This is a genomic window from Stenotrophomonas sp. S39 (genome assembly GCF_016624665.1).
Lineage (GTDB): Bacteria > Pseudomonadota > Gammaproteobacteria > Xanthomonadales > Xanthomonadaceae > Stenotrophomonas.
Window position 1 is genome coordinate 1 of sequence record NZ_JACVTT010000016.1, and the last position, 17,596, is coordinate 17,596.

The 17,596-nt window shown below is 67.1% G+C and carries 16 protein-coding genes; 6 read left to right on the top strand and 10 right to left on the bottom strand.

Going from position 1 to position 17,596, the window contains the following annotated elements:
* Positions 1–466 precede the first annotated feature (466 nt).
* Positions 467–1,834: an adenylosuccinate lyase gene (gene purB / locus IAE41_RS06580; RefSeq protein WP_108758264.1), complete on the bottom strand. Its 1,368-nt coding sequence runs from the start codon at positions 1,832–1,834 to the stop codon at positions 467–469.
* 232 nt (positions 1,835–2,066) lie between these two features.
* Here purB and IAE41_RS06585 point away from each other — a divergent pair, with 232 nt between their 5' ends.
* Positions 2,067–3,506: a class II fumarate hydratase gene (locus tag IAE41_RS06585; RefSeq protein WP_200732528.1), complete on the top strand. Its 1,440-nt coding sequence runs from the start codon at positions 2,067–2,069 to the stop codon at positions 3,504–3,506.
* 76 nt (positions 3,507–3,582) lie between these two features.
* Here IAE41_RS06585 and IAE41_RS06590 read toward each other — a convergent pair whose 3' ends face one another.
* From IAE41_RS06590 to IAE41_RS06615, 6 genes are all read right to left on the bottom strand, one after another.
* Positions 3,583–4,008, bottom strand: a complete 426-nt coding sequence (locus tag IAE41_RS06590; RefSeq protein ID WP_108769290.1) for a hypothetical protein — start codon at positions 4,006–4,008, stop codon at positions 3,583–3,585.
* Between the two features lie 106 nt (positions 4,009–4,114).
* Complete coding sequence (locus IAE41_RS06595; protein ID WP_200732529.1) at positions 4,115–4,732, bottom strand: hypothetical protein; 618 nt, start codon at positions 4,730–4,732, stop codon at positions 4,115–4,117.
* A 31-nt stretch (positions 4,733–4,763) separates the two neighbouring features.
* The gene (locus tag IAE41_RS06600) at positions 4,764–5,651 is read right to left on the bottom strand and encodes a DUF2807 domain-containing protein (RefSeq protein ID WP_200732530.1); all 888 of its coding nucleotides are present in this window, start codon (positions 5,649–5,651) and stop codon (positions 4,764–4,766) included.
* Between the two features lie 21 nt (positions 5,652–5,672).
* Positions 5,673–6,698, bottom strand: coding sequence for a hypothetical protein (locus tag IAE41_RS06605; RefSeq protein WP_200732531.1), 1,026 nt, complete (start codon positions 6,696–6,698; stop codon positions 5,673–5,675).
* The gene (locus IAE41_RS06610; RefSeq protein ID WP_200732532.1) at positions 6,695–7,570 is read right to left on the bottom strand and encodes an ABC transporter ATP-binding protein; all 876 of its coding nucleotides are present in this window, start codon (positions 7,568–7,570) and stop codon (positions 6,695–6,697) included. The genes IAE41_RS06605 and IAE41_RS06610 overlap by 4 nt, the downstream gene beginning before the upstream one ends.
* Positions 7,570–7,929 (bottom strand): GntR family transcriptional regulator, encoded by a 360-nt coding sequence (locus IAE41_RS06615; protein WP_079222416.1) that lies wholly within the window; start codon positions 7,927–7,929, stop codon positions 7,570–7,572. The genes IAE41_RS06610 and IAE41_RS06615 overlap by 1 nt, the downstream gene beginning before the upstream one ends.
* Positions 7,930–8,547: 618 nt before the next feature.
* On the opposite strand from IAE41_RS06615, the gene IAE41_RS06620 reads away from it, so the two are divergent.
* The 5 genes from IAE41_RS06620 to IAE41_RS06640 all read left to right on the top strand — a co-directional run bounded on the left by IAE41_RS06620 (position 8,548) and on the right by IAE41_RS06640 (position 12,510).
* Complete coding sequence (locus IAE41_RS06620) at positions 8,548–9,135, top strand: glutathione peroxidase (protein WP_108746983.1); 588 nt, start codon at positions 8,548–8,550, stop codon at positions 9,133–9,135.
* 96 nt (positions 9,136–9,231) lie between these two features.
* Positions 9,232–10,209: an FKBP-type peptidyl-prolyl cis-trans isomerase gene (locus IAE41_RS06625; protein WP_108746982.1), complete on the top strand. Its 978-nt coding sequence runs from the start codon at positions 9,232–9,234 to the stop codon at positions 10,207–10,209.
* A 22-nt stretch (positions 10,210–10,231) separates the two neighbouring features.
* On the top strand, positions 10,232–11,581 hold the full coding sequence (locus tag IAE41_RS06630; protein ID WP_200732533.1) for a UDP-glucose/GDP-mannose dehydrogenase family protein: 1,350 nt from the start codon (positions 10,232–10,234) through the stop codon (positions 11,579–11,581).
* On the top strand, positions 11,574–11,813 hold the full coding sequence (locus tag IAE41_RS06635) for a SlyX family protein (protein WP_079222411.1): 240 nt from the start codon (positions 11,574–11,576) through the stop codon (positions 11,811–11,813). Before IAE41_RS06630 ends, IAE41_RS06635 begins: the two co-directional genes overlap by 8 nt.
* A gap of 10 nt (positions 11,814–11,823) precedes the next feature.
* Positions 11,824–12,510, top strand: a complete 687-nt coding sequence (locus IAE41_RS06640; RefSeq protein ID WP_200732534.1) for a DUF2058 family protein — start codon at positions 11,824–11,826, stop codon at positions 12,508–12,510.
* Between the two features lie 48 nt (positions 12,511–12,558).
* On the opposite strand, the gene IAE41_RS06645 is transcribed toward IAE41_RS06640, so the two are convergent.
* The 3 genes from IAE41_RS06645 to IAE41_RS06655 all read right to left on the bottom strand — a co-directional run bounded on the left by IAE41_RS06645 (position 12,559) and on the right by IAE41_RS06655 (position 17,593).
* Entirely contained in the window at positions 12,559–13,746 is a 1,188-nt protein-coding gene (locus tag IAE41_RS06645; protein WP_200732535.1) for an MFS transporter, read from the bottom strand.
* Positions 13,747–13,826: 80 nt separating this feature from the next.
* A complete protein-coding gene (gene metH, locus IAE41_RS06650) occupies positions 13,827–16,511 on the bottom strand; it encodes a methionine synthase (protein ID WP_200732536.1) in 2,685 nt (894 codons plus the stop codon).
* Positions 16,508–17,593, bottom strand: coding sequence for a homocysteine S-methyltransferase family protein (locus tag IAE41_RS06655; protein ID WP_200732554.1), 1,086 nt, complete (start codon positions 17,591–17,593; stop codon positions 16,508–16,510). Before IAE41_RS06655 ends, metH begins: the two co-directional genes overlap by 4 nt.
* Positions 17,594–17,596: the final 3 nt, after the last annotated feature.

The window sequence follows — 17,596 nt, forward strand, 5'->3', positions numbered from 1 at the left end:
CCACCCGCCCGGCCCCTGACAGTTTCCTGCGCGGCCCGCCACGGAATGGAAGAAGAAAAGCAAAGGCAACGCGGGTCGCGCGCTGCGCTTGCTCGTGCTGTCGTTCATGCGACTGTAGATCCACGCCATGCGTGGATGGAGCTTTCCCGAGCAAGTTCATCCACGCATGGCGTGGAACTACATGAGCATCCTCCACCGGAAACCGGAATTGTCAGGCGCCCAAAAACAAAGAGGGACGCGGCGAAGCCGCGTCCCTCTTTCAAGTTCCGTCCCGACAACGTCATCCACGCATGGCGTGGATCTACTCATCCGTCACCGGGAAACTGTCAGAGGTGGGGCGGGTTGGGTTCGCGGGACCGCAGGCGCCATGGATGGCGCCTACGAGCCCCCATGTTTGACGTTAGCAGTTGCTGTTGCAGTTGCCTGCCGCAGGCAGCGCCCGCGGCCGCCGCCGCAAAGGAACCCCTCAGATCTTGCGAGCCAGCGCCTCAGCCAGGCCCGTGTAGCTGCCCGGGGTCATCTCACGCAGCGACTGCTTGGCATCCTCCGGCAGCGCCAGCGTCTCCACGAACGCCCGCATCGACTCCGCCGTGATGCCCTGCCCACGGGTCAGCGCCTTCAGCTGCTCGTACGGGTTCGGCAGGCCGTGGCGGCGCATCACCGTCTGCACGGCCTCGGCCAGCACTTCCCAGGCCGCGTCCAGATCGGCATCCAGGCGCTGCGGGTTCACTTCCAGCTTGCCCAGGCCCTTGGCCAGCGAATCCAGCGCCACCTGGCCGTGGCCGAAGGCGGTGCCCAGTGCGCGCAGCACCGTGGAATCGGTCAGGTCACGCTGCCAGCGGCTGATCGGCAGCTTCGCGCTGAAATGCTCGAACAGCGCGTTGGCGATGCCGAAGTTGCCCTCGGCATTCTCGAAATCGATCGGGTTGACCTTGTGCGGCATCGTCGACGAACCGACTTCGCCTTCCTTCAGGCGCTGCTTGAAGTAGCCCAGCGAGATGTAGCCCCAGATGTCGCGGGCCAGGTCGATCAGGATGATGTTGGCGCGGCGCGCGGCATCGCCGATCTCGGCGATGTTGTCGTGCGGCTCGATCTGCGTGGTGTACGGGTTGAACACCAGGCCCAGGCTGGTCACGAAGCGCTCGGCGAAGGCCGGCCAGTCCACGTCCGGGTAGCTGGCCACGTGGGCGTTGTAGTTGCCCACCGCGCCGTTGATCTTGCCGGTCAGCTCGACCGCGGCGATCTGCCGGCGCTGGCGCTCCAGGCGGGCGACCACGTTGGCCAGCTCCTTGCCCAGGGTGGTCGGCGAGGCGGTCTGGCCGTGGGTGCGCGACAGCATCGGCTGTGCGGCCTGGGCGTGGGCCAGGGTGCGCAGGGTGGCGGCGACGCCGTCCAGGCTCGGCAGCAGCACTTCGCGGCGGGCCTGTTCCAGCATCAGGCCGTAGCTGAGGTTGTTGATGTCCTCGCTGGTGCAGGCGAAGTGCACGAACTCCAGCGCCGGGGCCAGCTCGGCGTCGTCCTTCAGCTGTTCCTTGATGAAGTACTCCACCGCCTTGACGTCATGGTTGGTGGTGCGCTCGATCTCCTTCACGCGCGCAGCCTGGGCCGGGGTGAGGTTGGCGGCGAGGGCGCGCAGGCGGGTGGTGGCCGCCTCGGAGAACGCGGCCAGTTCGACGATGCCCGGCTCGGCGCCCAGGGCCAGCAGCCACTCGACCTCGACCGTGATGCGGGCCTTGATCAGGCCATATTCGGAGAAGATCGGGCGCAGGGCATCGACCTTGCCGGCATAACGGCCATCGAGCGGGGACAGGGCGAGCAGGGCGTAATCGGACATGTCGGCAGGGCTGGGGCGAGCGGCGGGGGCCATATTCTACGACGCTGCGGGCTGCCGCGCTTCGCGCTCGCCGGCCAGCGGCCGGCGCTACCGATCGGACGGTGCGACCCATCGGCGGCGTTCCATGCTGCGGACAAGGGAGTATCGTTGGCACAGCCGCCAGCCCCGGGAAGCGACCCGCTGCCAGCCGCCGCTTCCCTTTCCCCAACAGAAGTAGTGCGGAGTTGATGCAATGAGCAAAGCTGCAAGCAAGGGTGGAACCGCGAAGTTCCGTATCGAACACGACAGCATGGGCGAACTGCAGGTACCTGCCGACGCCCTGTGGGGCGCGCAGACCCAGCGTGCCGTGGAGAACTTCCCGGTCTCGGGCCAGCGCATGCCGCGCGGTTTCATCCGCGCCCTGGGCCTGGTGAAGGGCGCTGCCGCCGGCGTCAACGCCGAGCTGGGCCACCTGCCCAAGGTCGTGGCCAAGGCCATCCAGGTGGCCGCCGCCGAAGTGTCGGCCGGTCAGTGGGACGCGCATTTTCCCATCGACGTCTACCAGACCGGTTCGGGCACCTCCTCGAACATGAATGCCAACGAGGTCATCGCCACCCTGGCCAACCGTGCCGGCAAGGCGGGCAAGACCGTGGTGCACCCCAACGACCACGTCAACCAGGGGCAGAGCTCCAACGATGTGATCCCCACGGCGTTGCGCGTGTCGGCGGTGCTGGCCGTGCATGAGCATCTGCTGCCGGCGCTGGTGCACCTGCGCAAGACCCTGGACAAGAAGGGCCGCAGCCTGCGCAAAGTGGTCAAGACCGGCCGTACCCACCTGATGGATGCGATGCCGCTGACCTTCGAGCAGGAATTTGGCGCGTGGTCGGCGCAGCTGGCCTCGGCACAGGAGCGCATCGAAGACAGCCTCAAGCGCGTGCGTCGCCTGCCGCTGGGCGGCACCGCCATCGGCACCGGCATCAATGCCGATCCGCGCTTCGGCGAGCAGGTGGCCAAGGCCCTCAAGCAGCACACCGGTGTCAAGTTCGACAGCGCGGCGAACAAGTTTGAAGGCCTGGCCGCGCAGGACGATGCCGTGGAACTGTCCGGCCAGCTCAATGCCCTGGCCGTGGCCCTGATCAAGATCGCCAACGACCTGCGCTGGATGAACGCCGGTCCGCTGGCCGGGCTGGGCGAGATCGAACTGCCGGCCCTGCAGCCGGGCAGCTCGATCATGCCGGGCAAGGTCAACCCGGTCATTCCCGAGGCGACCGTGATGGCCTGCGCGCAGGTGATCGGCCACCACACCGCGATCACCGTGGCCGGGCAGACCGGCAACTTCCAGCTCAATGTCACCCTGCCGCTGATCGCGGTGAACCTGCTGGATGGCATCGGCCTGCTGGCCAACGTGTCCGTCCTGCTGGCCGACAGCGCGATCAAGGGGCTGAAGGTGCGCGAGGACCGCGTGGCCGAGGCGCTGGCGCGCAATCCGATCCTGGTGACCGCGTTGAACCCGATCATCGGCTATGAGAAGGCGGCGGCCATCGCCAAGCGGGCCTACAAGGAACAGCGCCCGGTGCTGGATGTGGCGCTGGAGGACAGTGGCTTGGACGAGGCCGAACTGCGCCGCCTGCTGGACCCGACCGCGCTGACCGCCGGTGGCATCCAGGCCGGTGGTGGTGGCGCCGGCGGTTGATCGGGTAGCGCCGGGCCATGCCCGGCGGATTGCCGGATAAACAAAAACGCCGCCCCTCGGGGCGGCGTTTTTCGTGTCAGCGACGGTCGGCGACGATGTTGCCGAAGGTCTCGGTGTAGTCCTTGAACTCCGGAATGGTCTGCACCAGGTCCGGCGGAATCACCTCCATGCCCTCCGGTGGCTGGATCTTCACCGGCTGCATGTTCGGATCGGCCGGGGCCGCCACCAGGGTGTTCTGGCGCAGCACCTGCAGCTTGCCGAACATGGTCTGCAGCATCTGCCGCTGGCCATCGTTCAGCGGGATCTGGATCTCGTCCACCTTCATCGTGCCGTCGGGCAGGATGATGATGTTCGGCGCCGGCTGGCGGCGCACCGTCACCATGCTTTCGCTGACGGAGATCTTGGGCTTGCCGCGCTCGGCGCGGTGGTTGCGGTAGTCCTGGTCGCAGCCGGCCAGGCCCAGGCAGAGCAGGGCGACCAGCAGCAGCAACAGCTTTTTCATGGCGGTTCTATCGGGTGCATCGGGGGCCGCCATTGTAAGCCCGGGCGGCCCGGCACGGCCGGCAACGGGTCAGGTTGCCGGCCGGGTGCGGCGAAGTGTCACAGGGTCAGCGGTTGACCACGGTGTTGGTGTTGCAGTCGTCGATGTCGCGCTGGTCCATGGTGGCGTAGGGCTGGAACGCCGGCAGGTCGCGGGCCAGTGCCTGCTGGCTGGCCAGCATCGCCGGCAGCCGGTTGCACAGCTGCTTGGCCTGGGCTTCGATCTTCTCGGCCTCGGCATTGATGCGCTTCTCGATGCCGTCGGTGTCGCCACTGAATACGCCCTTGATCGCTTCGCTGGCGGCGCTGGCGCCCAGCTTGGCACCGGCCACGCCGATCTCCATGCCGTCCTGGGCGATGCCGGCGATATGGCCGCGATAGTCCAGCAGCTGGCGACGCTGTGCCGGCGTGGTCTCCACTTCCTTGCCGGCGATCAGCAGGCGGCCATCCGGGGTGATCTCCGCACGCGGCTGCTTGTCCGAGGAAATCTTGATGTTGCCCTTGGCGATTTCCTCACGGGCCTTGTCGGTGGCTTCCTTGACGCTCTTGCCGATCTCGCCGGTGGCATCGGCCACGGCCTTGCCCGGCGACGTGTCCGACGGCGAAGAGGAAGACGAGGACGTGCCGCCACAGGCGATCAGCGGCAGGCACAGCAGGACGGCAGGCATCAGGCGCAGCAGGTTCATGGCGTTCTCCTCAAGGCAATGGATGGATGGCTTACTTGCCGCGCGGCAGGGTGACCTTGCCGCCGATGTCGCGATGGCGGACGTCACCGCTGCCACTGTGGTCGACGGTCAGGTTGCCGCCGGCGCCGTTGACGGTGATGTCGCCCGAGCCGTGGCTGCGCACGTGCACGTTGCCGCCGGTCTGGTCGATGTCCACGTCGCCGGAACCGACCACGCCGATCTCCACGTTGCCCTTCACCTGGCGGAAGCCGATGTCGCCCGAGCCGACCGTTTCCAGCCGCGCGTTGCCGCGCACGTCGCTGATCTTCAGGTCACCCGAACCCACGGTGCCGACCACGGCGTCGCCGCCGATGTTGCGGGCCTTGACGTCGCCCGAACCCAGCGACAGCAGGTTCAGCGATGCGGCGCCGTCGATGTCCAGGTCGCCCGAGCCGACCGCAGCATGCACGCTGCCCCGCGTGCCGCGGGCGATGCCATCACCGGAGCCGACATCCATGCTCAGCGACTGCGCGTTGTCCACGCTGGCATCGCCGGAACCGATGCGGAACTGCAGCGGCAGGTTGTCCGGCACGCTGCCACGGATGTCCAGCCAGGCATGGAAGTTGCCCAGGCTGATGCCGGGCTGGCTGTCACGGCGCAGGCTGACCACCAGCTTGTCGCCTTCGCGGCGCTGGTCCAGCCGCAGCTGGTCCAGCAGCTCCTGGCTGGACGCGCAGGCGCGGCCTTCCAGCTGGCCACCGCCGGCATTGGCGACCACCTTCAGGTCGTGCTGGTTGACCTCGAACACCACGGCCTTGGCACCGGCCGTGTCCAGCTTCAGCGAGCGCGGCGCGGAGAGCTTGCAGTTCGGTGCGTCGGCGGCCTGCACCGACAGTGGCAACAGCAGCAACAGGGCACTACAGGCGAGCAGGGTACGCATGGTGGTCTCTCCGGGAAGGGATCAGATTTCGCCGGCGCGCTTGCGCAGGCGGATGGCCAGGATGATGAAGGCGACGCCGAACGCTGCACCGATCCACAGGTCGGGCATGGCCAGGGTCTTCAGCTGCTCGGCCGGGCTCATCAGCGCGGCCAGCGACTCGACGTTCTTGGCCTTGTCGTTCGCGCTGAGGCGGTAGACCAGGTCCACGCCGGGCACCGTGCCCAGCAGCAGGCGGGCGACGATGTGCTGCCAGAACCAGCCGGTGGTCATGTCGAACACATGCATCAGCTTGGTGGTGCTGACGATGATGCCGGCGAACAGCGGCAGCATGACCGCCCACAGGAACGGCTTGCTCTTTGCCCAGGCCGAGCACAGCAGCAGCCAGCCGGCGGTCGGCAGCGCCCACAGCGCGTACACCGGGATGGCGGCGAGCAGGCCGGCGCTCAGGGACACCGGGCTGGCCGGGCCCCAGATCAGCGTGGTCGGGCTGCCGCCGTGGGTGACCGCGACGATACTGATGATCAGCAGGAAGCCGAACATGGTGGCGACGGCGGCCAGGGTGGCCACCAGCGGCGCGATGACCAGGGCGCTGATCACCTTGGACAGCACGGTCTGGGTGTCCGACAGCGGCAGCGACTTCCAGAACAGGATGCTGCGGTCGCGGCGGTCGTCGTAGAGGGCGCCCAGGCAGTAGAAGAACACCACGAAGGCCAGCACCAGGAAGGGCCAGGTGGAGCTGAGCAGCAGGGTCAGGTCCAGGCCGTTGCCGAGGTCGGCCATGTCCTTGGCGCTGATCTTCTGGGTCAGCAGGGCCAGGTCCAGGCCGTTGATGTTCACGTCCTCGCCATCGACGTGCAGGCCGCCGTCGCGGGCGGCGCGGTGCAGGGCGAACAGGCCCAGTCCGATGCCCACCGCGCTCATCAGCAGCGAGACGATGCCGGCGATCAGCGGGGCGTACAGGAAGCCGCCGCGGTTCTCCCAGTATTCGCGCTTGAGCAGCCAGCGCAGGGTGCCTGCGGGGCTGACCGGATGGTTGACGGCATTCATGCGTAGGTCCCCTTCATGACAGCGACGAACAGATCGGCCAGGCCCGCGTTGCGGGTCTCGCCCAGGGTGGAAAGCTGGCTGCGCGGCACGCCGTCAAACAGCAGCACGGTCTTGCCGAAGGCCTGGGCGCGCTCGTCGATCGGCTTCAGTGCGCGGGCGGTTTCCAGCTGGTCTGCACCCACCAGCAGCTCGGTGTAGCGTTCGCCCACCTCGTCCATCTCCGCGCTGAGGACCACGCGGCCATCGCGGATGAACATCACGTCGCTGAGGATGTGCTCGATCTCTTCCACCTGGTGGGTGGTGACGATGATCGTCTTCTGCTCGTCGAAGTAGTCCTCCAGCAGGCGCTGGTAGAACTCCTTGCGGTACAGGATGTCCAGGCCCAGGGTCGGCTCGTCCAGCACCAGGATGCGGGCGTCGATGGCCATCACCAGGGCCAGGTGCAGCTGCACGATCATGCCCTTGGACAGCTCGCGCACGCGCTGCCTGGGCTGCAGCTTGGTGTTGGCCAGGAAGCGTTCGCAGCGTGCGCGGTCGAAGCGCGGGTGGACGCCGGCCACGAAATCGATGGCCTCGCGCACCTTCAGCCAGCGCGGCAGCACGGCCACGTCGGCGATGAAGCAGATGTCCTTCATCAGTTCATCGCGGTGCGCCCGCGGGTCGCGGCCCAGCACCGACAGCTCGCCCTCCACCGAGGTCAGGCCGAGGATGGCCTTCAGTGCGGTGGTCTTGCCGGCGCCATTGGGCCCGATCAGGCCGACGATGCGGCCTGCGGGAATGGAGAAGCTGGCGTTGTCGAGGGCAACGGTGTTCTTGTAGGCCTTGCGCAGGCCCTTGGCGGTGATGACGGTTTCGCTTGCGACGGTACTCATCAGATCTTCCCCTGGGGCAGCAATTCGTCGAGGCTCAGGCCCAGGCGCTGGATGCGCTCCAGGACCGCCGGCCATTCTTCATTGAGGAAGCGCTCACGCTCGCTGCTGCGCAGCTGCGTGGCGGCCTGCTCGGTCATGAACATGCCCAGGCCGCGGCGCTTCTCGACCAGGCCTTCATCGGCCAGTTCCTGGTAGGCGCGCGAAACGGTGATGGGATTGAGCTGGTAGTCGGCGGCCACCTGGCGCACCGAAGGCAGGGCGTCGCCCGGCTTGAGGATTCCGTCGAGCATCATGGCGATCACGCGCTCCTTCAGCTGGCGGTAGATGGGAGCGCCGTCGCTCCACTGGATGTCGCTCATATTCAGCTCCGTGGGGTCAGCGGCTGTGCGAACGAGAAGTACGGCATGGACAGGGAGCTGTGCAGCCGACGCGGGGGAGGGGGAGAGGGTTCGGCGTTCCCGGCCGTGAAGGGTGCTGCGTCCTGCGGGGTGTTGTCGGGGGAGGAGGAGGGCGCCGGCGGTGCCGGCAGGGCCAGCCAGAGCAGGGCCAACAGCGTGGATACGGCCGTGACCGCAGGGGCGGCATGGCGGCGTCGCATCTGGATGTTCATGGTTTCCCCCTGTCTCAGGTGACTGGTGTTGTATGCAACTATAACACCGGCACGCTGTCGTGCAAGACCCGCTGCAACCCAACTGATGGCAGGGGTGGTCACGGGACCGCAATATTACTTCAAGTTATTGATCTGATTGGAGAACGGGCTTCGCACAGCCGTGTTTTCCGGACCCGCGTCCATTCAGCAACATCGATGCTATGTCATCGGCGCTGCGCTGGCGGGCCCCGGGGACGGCAGCCGCCACGCCGCGCAAAGTGAGGCGGCCCCAGCAACGGCAGGCGCTCCGGGCCCCGGTGCTATAGTTCGGCCGATTCCCGGCCGGAGCTGGCCGGAGCCCTGAAACAGCTACCGCGGAACGACCCTCATGCCTCTGCCGACTGCTCTCCCGCGCCGCCTTCGCGGCCTGTCCCTGTTGACCGTGCTGGCCTTCGGCCTGGCCGGGTCGGCCAGCGCCCTGGCCGCCGACCTGCTGGATGTCAGCTACCGCCCGCTGGCCGGCAAGCAGCAGGTCAACCTGGAAAAGCGCTACCACGGCCAGGTGCTGCTGGTGGTCAACACCGCCAGCAAGTGTGGCTACACCCCGCAGTACGAAGGCCTGGAGGCGCTGCACAAGCAGTACGCCAGCAAGGGCTTTGCCGTGCTCGGCTTCCCGTCGAATGATTTCAAGGGCCAGGAGCCCGGCGATGAGAAGCAGATCCAGGATTTCTGCACGCTGACCTACGGCGTCAAGTTCCCGATGTTCGAGAAGGTGCACGTGGTCGGTGCCGAGGCCACGCCGCTGTACCAGCGCCTGACCGCTGCCACCGGCGTTGCCCCGGGCTGGAACTTCCACAAGTACCTGGTGGGCCGCGATGGCAAGGTCATTGCCCAGTTCGCCAGCAAGGTCACTCCGGATGATCCGCAGCTGAAAGCGGCCATCGACAAGGCGCTGGCTGCGCCGGCCACCCATTGAATGACGGCACGCACGCCTCGACATCTCCGGCGTGCGTGCGACAATGATTGCTTTCGCGCCGACGTCGGCGCCCAGACACTTCCAGGAATGCAGCGAATGAAGATGGGAATGCGCGGCGCAGCGGCGTCGGTTCTGATTCTGGCGATGGGCACCTCTGGTGCTGCCCTGTCGCAACAACCGGCCGCACCGGCGGCCGCCAAGGAGACCGCAACCTTGAATTCCCCCAAGCAGAAGCTCGGCTACGCCATCGGTCTGGATGTGGCCAAGTCGTTCGCACCGATCGCCGATGAAATCGACGTGGCCGCCCTGCGCACCGCCGTCGAGCGTTCGTTCGAAGGCCTGCAGCCGCAGATCACCCAGGACCAGGCCAAGGCCACCGACGCGGCCCTGCGCCAGGTCGTGATGGCCCGCAACGGCCAGCAGGTTCCGGGCATGGCACCGGGCTCGCAGCCGGCCAAGGTCGACCGCGTCAAGGTCGCTCAGATGATCGGCTCCTACTCGGTCGGCCCGTCGCTGGCGCAGCTGAAGGACGACATCGATACGGCCTCGCTGTTTGACGCGATCAGCACCGCTCTGAGCAAGGGCCAGCCGAAGATGACCGAAGCTGACGCGACGGCCACCATCCAGTCGTTCATGAGCACCAAGCAGGCTGAAATGCAGGCCAAGGCCGCCCAGGCTGCGCAGACCAACCGTCAGGAAGGCAACGCGTTCCTGGCCAAGAACAAGACCCAGCCGGGCGTGGTGACCACCGCCTCGGGCCTGCAGTACCAGGTGATCCGCCCGGGTAGCGGCGAGCGCCCGCTGCCGAGCAGCAAGGTGCGCGTGAACTACGAAGGCAAGCTGCTGGACGGCACCGTGTTCGACAGCTCCGCCAGCCGTGGCCCGGCCGAGTTCGGCCTGGACCAGGTCATCAAGGGCTGGACCGAGGGCGTGGCCCTGATGCCGGTCGGTTCCAAGTACCGCTTCTGGATCCCGGGCGACCTGGCCTATGGCGAGAACGGCACCCCGGGTGGCCCGATCGGCCCGAACGCCACGCTGACCTTCGACGTCGAGCTGCTGGGCGTTCTGCCGTAAGCCCCCAGGAGTCAGCACGGACATGCGCGTTGCGATTTTCGGTACCGGCTACGTCGGTCTGGTGACAGGGACCTGCCTGGCCGATGCCGGCCACCAGGTGGTCTGCGTCGATATCGACCAGGCCAAGGTGGACGGCCTCAACCAGGGCATCATCCCGATCTACGAGCCGGGCCTGGAGCCGATGGTGAAGGCCAACCACGCCGCGTCGCGGCTGGCGTTCACCACCGATGTCGCAGCCGCCATCGGCCATGGGCAGGTGGTGTTCATCGCCGTCGGCACGCCGCCGGACGAGGATGGCAGCGCCGACCTGCAGTACGTGCTGGCCGTGGCCCGCACCATCGGCCGGCACATGAGCGTGCCGACCGTGGTGGTCAACAAGTCGACGGTGCCGGTGGGCACCGCCGACAAGGTGCGTGCAGCGATCGCCGCCGAGCTTTCCGCGCGTGGCGCGGACATCGCCTTCGACGTGGTGTCCAACCCCGAGTTCCTGAAGGAAGGCGATGCGGTGGCTGACTGCATGCGCCCGGACCGCATCATCATCGGCGCCACCAGCGCCGAATCGGTGGCGGTGATGCGCCGCCTGTATGCACCGTTCAACCGCAACCACGACCGCGTGGTGGAAATGGACGTGCGTTCGGCCGAGCTGACCAAGTACGCGGCCAACGCGATGCTGGCGACCAAGATTTCGTTCATGAACGAAATCGCCAACATCGCCGAGCGCGTCGGCGCCGACATCGAGCAGGTCCGCCAGGGCATCGGCTCGGACCCGCGCATCGGCTGGCACTTCATCTACCCGGGCGCCGGCTACGGTGGCTCGTGCTTCCCCAAGGATGTGCAGGCGCTGGCCAGCACGGCGCAGCAGTACGGCCTGGAGCCGAAGCTGCTCAATGCCGTCGAAGCGGTCAATGATGCGCAGAAGGGCCACCTGTTCGAACTCATCCAGCGCCATTACGGCACGCATGCGGGCGCCAGCCTGCGTGGGAAGACGTTTGCGGTGTGGGGCCTGGCCTTCAAGCCCAATACCGACGACATGCGCGAGGCATCCAGCCGCCGCCTGCTGGCCCAGCTGTGGGACGCCGGTGCGACGGTGCGTGCCTACGACCCGGAAGCCACCCATGAAGCGCAGCGCATCTTTGGGCAGCGCGACGACCTGGTGTTCTGCGGCAGTGCCGACGAGGCCCTGCAGGGCGCCGCTGCGGTGGTCGTGGTGACCGAGTGGAAGCAGTTCCGCAGCCCCGATTTCCAGGCGCTGCGTTCGCAGCTGAAGGACGCGGTGGTGTTCGATGGCCGCAACCTGTACGACCCGTCCGAGGTCGAGGCTGCCGGCCTGGCTTATTACGGCATTGGCCGGGGGCGTTCGTTGCATGTCTGAGTTGCCGAGTGAACGTGAGCAGGCGCTTGAAGCGCGCCTGGTCGAACTGGAGATGCGCGTGTCCTTCCAGGAACACGCGTTGGCCGAACTGAGCGATGCGCTGGCCGCTGCAAGCATGCAGGGCAGCCGCAATGCCGATGTGCTGCGCGTGCTGCTGGAAGACCTGGGCAAGGTCCGCAACGCATTGAATTCTTCCGATCCGGCGAGCGAACCGCCGCCGCCGCACTACTGATCCGATTCCTATGAGCGATACCCTCCGCGACCAGCTGATGGGCCTGGGCTTCAAGCCGGCACCCAAGCCCGAGCGCAAGAACGATGCCCCCCGCCGTGATGGCCGCCCGCAGGGCAAGGGTGGCAATGGTGATGGCAATGCAAGGCCGCAGGGCGCTGGCAAGGGCGAACACAAGCCCGGCGAGCGTCGTGGCCATGGTCGTGGTGGTGCCGGCAAGCCCGGCCCGTCGCGTGGCCCGGGCCAGCAGGGCCCGCGCAAGCCGCGCACTGCCGAAGAGATGGACCTGGCCAAGGCCTACGCCATCCGCGCGCAGAAGGAAAAAGAAGAGCGCATCGAGACCGAGCGCCTGAAGCAGGAAGAAGCGCGCCAGCGCCGCGAGGCCAAGGCCAAGCTGGAAGAACTGCTGAAGGACAAGGGGCTCAATGACGAGGCGGCCGACATCGCCCGTCACTTCCCCTACGGCGGCAAGATCAAGCGCATCTACGTGACCGCCGCGCAGCTGACCGCGCTCAATGCGGGTGAGCTGGGCGTGGTGCAGCTCAACGGCCGTTACCTGCTGGTGACCGCCGAGCTGCTGGCGCAGTCGGAGGCCGTGTTCGCCGCATCGGTGGCGCTGAAGGTCGATCCGAATGCACCGGCCGAAGAAGATCCGTATGCGGATCCGCAGTTCCAGGTGCCGGACGACCTGGTCTGGTAAGCAGGCCTGCAGGATGACGAGGACGCCGGGCATTGCCCGGCGTTTTCGTCAGTGCGTGCCGGTGGCGCTGCGCCGCGCGCGGATCAACGGCAGGCTCAGCGCGAAGAAGCACAGCAGGGCGCCGACCAGGGCAAAGCCGCTGCCGGCGAGGAACGCGGTGCGGCCGTTGTCGATGGGCCACAGCTGGCCGGCGATGAGTGCGCCGAGCACGCCCCCGACACCGGACGAGAATCCGTACAGCAGGCCCTGGCCGTGGCCGTTGAGCCGGCCCGGGAAATAGGTCGCCAGCATCTGCATGGCCGCGGCGAAGAAGGCGGCGAAGCCCAGCGCGTGTGCGGTCTGCGCCAGCAGCATCACCGGCAGGTTTTCCGGGAACAATGCGGTGACCGCCCAGCGCAGGCAGGAGCTGACCAGCGCGATCAGCAGCATCCAGCTTGCGTCGTAGCGGCGGAAGAAGCGGCCGATGGTGAAGAACACGCCCACCTCGAACACCACGCCGATGGTCCACAACAGGCCGAGGGTCGAGGTGCGGTAGCCGTGGTGGTCCATGTAGACCGAGAAGAACGTGTAGTACGGCCCGAACGACAGCTGTTCCATGAACGCGGCCAGGAAGAACGCGAGCACCGGCGGCCGGCGCACGATCTTCCAGAAACCGCTGGCGTCGCCCTCGGCCTTGCCGATGCCGCGTGCGTACTGGTTGCTGAAGGCCGAAGCCACCAGCAGGGCGAACAGCGGCAGCATCATCCACGGCAGCAGCCCGGCGCGGCTGCCGCTGCCGTCGCCCTCGATCAGCCAGCCGAACAGGGTGACAATGGCGATGAAGCCCAGCGAGCCCCAGACCCGGATCAGCCCGTAACGATGGCTGTCGCTGCCCAGGTGGGTGAGGGTGATCGACTCGAACTGCGGCATCACCGCGTTGTAGAAGAAGCAGAACACCACCATCGCCGGGTACATCCACGGCTGCGGCAGCGGCAGCAGGAACACCGCGAAACTCAGCAGCGTCAGCAAGCAGCCCACCCGCAGCAGGCGGATCGGGCGTGGCGAGGCCGCCGCCAGTGATGTCCAGGTGCTGGGCGCGATCACGCGGGTGGCGTACCACAGGCCCATCATCACGCTGATGGCGGTGACGCTCATCCCGCGCGCGGTCAGGAACAGGCTCCAGTACGGCGTAAACGCGCCGAGCGCGGCGTAATAGAACAGGTAGAAGCTGGACAGGCGGGCGGCGGGAACGGTCATCGCGGGAATAATGCACACTGGCGCCGGGCCATGCCCAGCGGACGGGAGATGGCGCCGGGCCTGGCCCGGGCGCTACCGCCTCATTCGGGGTCGTAGTCGAGGTTGGAGGCCAGCCAGCGCTCGGCCTGGGCGCGGTCGACGCCCTTGCGGCGGGCGTAGTCGCTGACCTGTTCGCGGCTGAGGCGGCCCACCACGAAATACTGGCTCTGCGGGTGGCTGAAGTAGTAGCCCGACACGGCGGCGGTGGGCAGCATGGCGAAGCTTTCGGTCAGCTCCATGCCGGCGTTGGCCTCGGCCTGCAGCAGGTCGAACAGGCGGCGTTTCTCGCTGTGCTCGGGGCAGGCGGGATAGCCGGGCGCCGGACGGATGCCGCGATACTTTTCGTCGATCAGGGCTTCGTTGTCCAGCGTCTCGGCGTGGTCGTAGCCCCAGAATTCCGTGCGCACGCGCTGGTGCAGGCGCTCGGCCAGCGCTTCGGCAAAGCGGTCGGCCAGTGCTTTCAGCAGGATCGCGTTGTAGTCGTCGTGGTCGGCTTCGAAGCGCGCGACGTGGGCGTCGATGCCGATGCCGGCGGTCACCGCGAAGGCGCCGATCCAGTCCTGCCGGCCACTGTCGGCAGGCGCGATGAAATCGGCCAGGCAGAAGTCCGGGCGCTCGGCCGGCTTGTCCACCTGCTGCCGCAGGAAGTGCAGGGTGGTCTCGCCCTGCGGGTGCTGCACGCGCACGTCATCGCCGACGCTGTTGGCCGGCCACAGCCCGAACACGGCCTTGGCCTGCAGCCACTTCTCGCCGACGATGCGGCCGAGCATCGCGCGTGCGTCGCGGTACAGCTCGCTGGCCTGGGTGCCGACGATCTCATCGGTGAGGATGGCCGGGTACTTGCCGGCCAGTTCCCACGCCTGGAAGAACGGCGTCCAGTCGATGTAATCGACCAGTTCGGCCAGCGGGTAGTCATCGAACACATGCAGGCCCGGCAGTTTGGGTGCCGGCGGTGTGTAGTTCACCCAGTCACCATGGAACTTCTGCCCACGCGCGTGTTCCAGCGACACCAGGCGCTTGGCATCGCCGCGGTTGCGATGGCGGGCGCGGATTTCGGCGTAGTCGGCTTCGTTGGCGGCGACGAAGGCTTCGCGCAGATCGCGCGAGATCAGCGACTGGGCCACGCCGACGGCGCGCGAGGCATCCTTCACCCAGACGGTCGGCGCCTTGTAGTGCGGGTCGATCTTCAGCGCGGTATGCGCGCGCGAGGTGGTCGCGCCGCCGATCAGCAGCGGCAGGTCGAAGCCCTGGCGCTCCATTTCGCGCGCCACGTGGCTCATTTCTTCCAGCGAGGGCGTGATCAGCCCGGACAGGCCGATCAGGTCGGCGTTGTGCTCGCGCGCGGCGTCGAGGATCTTCTGCGCCGGCACCATAACGCCCAGGTCCACGACCTCGAAGTTGTTGCAGGCCAGGACCACGCCGACGATGTTCTTGCCGATGTCGTGCACATCGCCCTTCACCGTGGCCATGATGATCTTGCCGTTGCTGCGGGCGGTGTCGCCGCTGCGCGCCTTCTCCGCTTCGATGTAGGGCAGCAGGTAGGCCACGGCCTTCTTCATCACGCGCGCGGACTTCACCACCTGCGGCAGGAACATCTTGCCGGCGCCGAACAGGTCGCCGACCACGTTCATGCCGTCCATCAGCGGGCCTTCGATCACGTCCAGCGGGCGGCTGGAGGCCTGTCGCGCCAGCTCGGTGTCCTCTTCCACGAAGGCATCCAGGCCGTGCACCAGTGCATGCGCCAAGCGCTGTGCCACCGGCTTCTCGCGCCAGGCGAGGTCTTCGGTTTTCGCCGCGCCCTTCTTGCCCTTGTAGCGCTCGGCAATCTCCAGCAGGCGTTCGGTGGCATCGCTGCGGCGGTTGAGGATCACATCCTCCACGCGCTCGCGCAGTTCCGGCTCCAGCTCGTCGTAGATCGGCATGGCGCCGGCGTTGACGATGCCCATGTCCATGCCGGCGGCGATGGCGTGGTAGAGGAACACCGAATGGATGGCCTGGCGCACCGTTTCGTTGCCGCGGAACGAGAACGAGACGTTGGAGACGCCGCCGGACACATGGCAGTGCGGCAGGGTCTGCTTGATGATGCGGGTGGCTTCGATGAAGTCGACCGCGTAGTTGTCGTGCTCTTCGATACCGGTGGCGACGGCGAAGATGTTGGGGTCGAAGATGATGTCCTGCGGCGGGAAACCGATCTCATCGACGAGGATGCGGTAGGCGCGGGTACAGATCTCGACCTTGCGTGCGCAGGTGTCGGCCTGGCCGGCCTCGTCGAAGGCCATCACCACCGCGGCGGCGCCATAGCGAAGCACCTTGCGGGCGTGTTCGCGGAACAGCGCCTCGCCTTCCTTCAGCGAGATCGAGTTGACCACGCTCTTGCCCTGCAGGCATTTCAGGCCGGCCTCGATCACGCTCCACTTGGAGGAATCGACCATTACCGGAATGCGCGCGATGTCCGGCTCGGACATGATCAGGTTGAGGTAGCGGGTCATCGCCGCTTCCGAATCGATCAGGCCCTCGTCCATGTTGACGTCGAGGATCTGCGCGCCGCTGGCCACCTGCTGGCGGGCCACGTCCACGGCTTCTTCGTAGCGGCCTTCCTTGATGAGCTTGCGGAACTGCGCACTGCCGGTGACGTTGGTACGTTCGCCGACATTGACGAACAACAGGTCCGGGGTGATGACCAGCGGTTCCAGGCCGGACAGGCGGGTATAGGGCGAAGTGCTCATGCGGCCTGCTGCTCCTGTGCGCCGGGCAGGGCGCGCGGCGGCAGGCCGGCCACGGCCGCGGCGATGGCGCGGATGTGGTCCGGCGTGGAGCCGCAGCAGCCACCCACCAGGTTCAGCAGGCCAGCCTCGGCGAAGCCGCGCAGGGTGGCGGCCATTTCCTCGGGCGTCTCGTCGTACTCGCCGAAGGCATTGGGCAGACCCGCATTGGGGTGGGCGCTGACGTGGCAGTCGGCCACCTGGGACAGGGTTTCCACGTGCGGGCGCATGGCGTCGGCACCCAGCGCGCAGTTCAGGCCGATCGACAGCGGGCGTGCGTGGGCAAGCGACGCATGGAACGCATCGGCGGTCTGCCCCGACAGGGTGCGGCCGGAGGCATCGGTGATGGTGCCGGAGATCATCACCGGCAGGCGCGCGCCGCGTGCATCGAAGGCCTCTTCCAGCGCATACAGCGCGGCCTTGGCGTTGAGCGTGTCGAAGATGGTCTCCACCATCAGGGTGTCGGCACCACCGTCGATCAGACCTTCGATGGCCTCGCGGTAGGTATCGCGGAGTTCGTCGAAACTGGTGTTGCGGAAGCCGGGATCGTTCACGTCCGGGCTGATCGAAGCGGTACGGCTGGTCGGCCCGATCACGCCGATGACGAAGCGCGGCTTGTCCGGCGTGGTTGCTTCCACGGCATCGCAGCAGGCACGCGCGACGGCGGCGCCTGCCTTGTTCAGCTCATACACCAGGTGTTCCAGGTGGTAGTCGGCCTGGCTGACCGAGGTGGCGTTGAAGGTGTTGGTTTCCACCAGGTCCGCACCGGCCAGGAGGTAAGCGGTGTGGATATCGCCGATGACCTGCGGCCGGGTCAGCAGCAGCAGGTCGTTGTTGCCCTTCAGGTCATGGCCTTCTGGCGTGCCGTGGTCGCAGCCGGGGCCATGGCTGTGGTCGTAGCCCCCGGCGAAACGTTCGCCGCGGTAATCCGCTTCCTGCAGGCCATGGCGCTGGATCATGGTGCCCATCGCCCCATCAATGATCAGGATGCGCTCGCGCAGCGCGGCGAGCAGGGCATGGGCACGTTCGGGATGCAGCCAAGGCATGGC